This window comes from Corallococcus praedator (genome assembly GCF_003612125.1).
Classification (GTDB): Bacteria; Myxococcota; Myxococcia; order Myxococcales; family Myxococcaceae; genus Corallococcus; species Corallococcus praedator.
Genome location: NZ_RAWI01001150.1, coordinates 1 through 425 on the forward strand (window position 1 = coordinate 1; position 425 = coordinate 425).

A 425-nucleotide genomic window follows, 5' to 3' on the forward strand; every position below is an offset into this window, starting at 1 on the left:
TCGCTATTGGGGTCAAGGTGCATGGACAGAATCCGCCCAGGAACTTTATCAGCGCGGTCAGGCGATTTTGCAGCACGATTTTTAGATGTGTGACGGGTTGACACAATTTGCGGGGAACTGCTACCTTAAATAAGGTTCCCTCAATGGGGCGTCGCCAAGTGGTAAGGCAGCGGGTTTTGGTCTCGCCATTCCTAGGTTCGAATCCTAGCGCCCCAGTTTTAGATTGTTTGCCGCTTCGATCGAGAGCCGATCGAAGCGATTTCAGTTGCAGTCGATCTCCACTGCGAGCAGGCTGATGTTAGCCTAAGCAGACGACATCAGAAGCGGTCGTGCGGTTTATTTAAATGATAAGTAGATGACAAGTTTCGCTCGATCGCTCCTCAAACCTTCATCGTTGCTGCCGCATTCGTGAAAACCCCACGAAG

1 tRNA gene is annotated in these 425 nt (G+C 51.1%); it reads left to right on the forward strand.

What is annotated here, in order from left to right:
- Nucleotides 1-144: 144 nt before the first annotated feature.
- A tRNA-Gln gene (locus D7Y13_RS43470) sits at nt 145-216 on the forward strand.
- Nucleotides 217-425 lie beyond the last annotated feature (209 nt).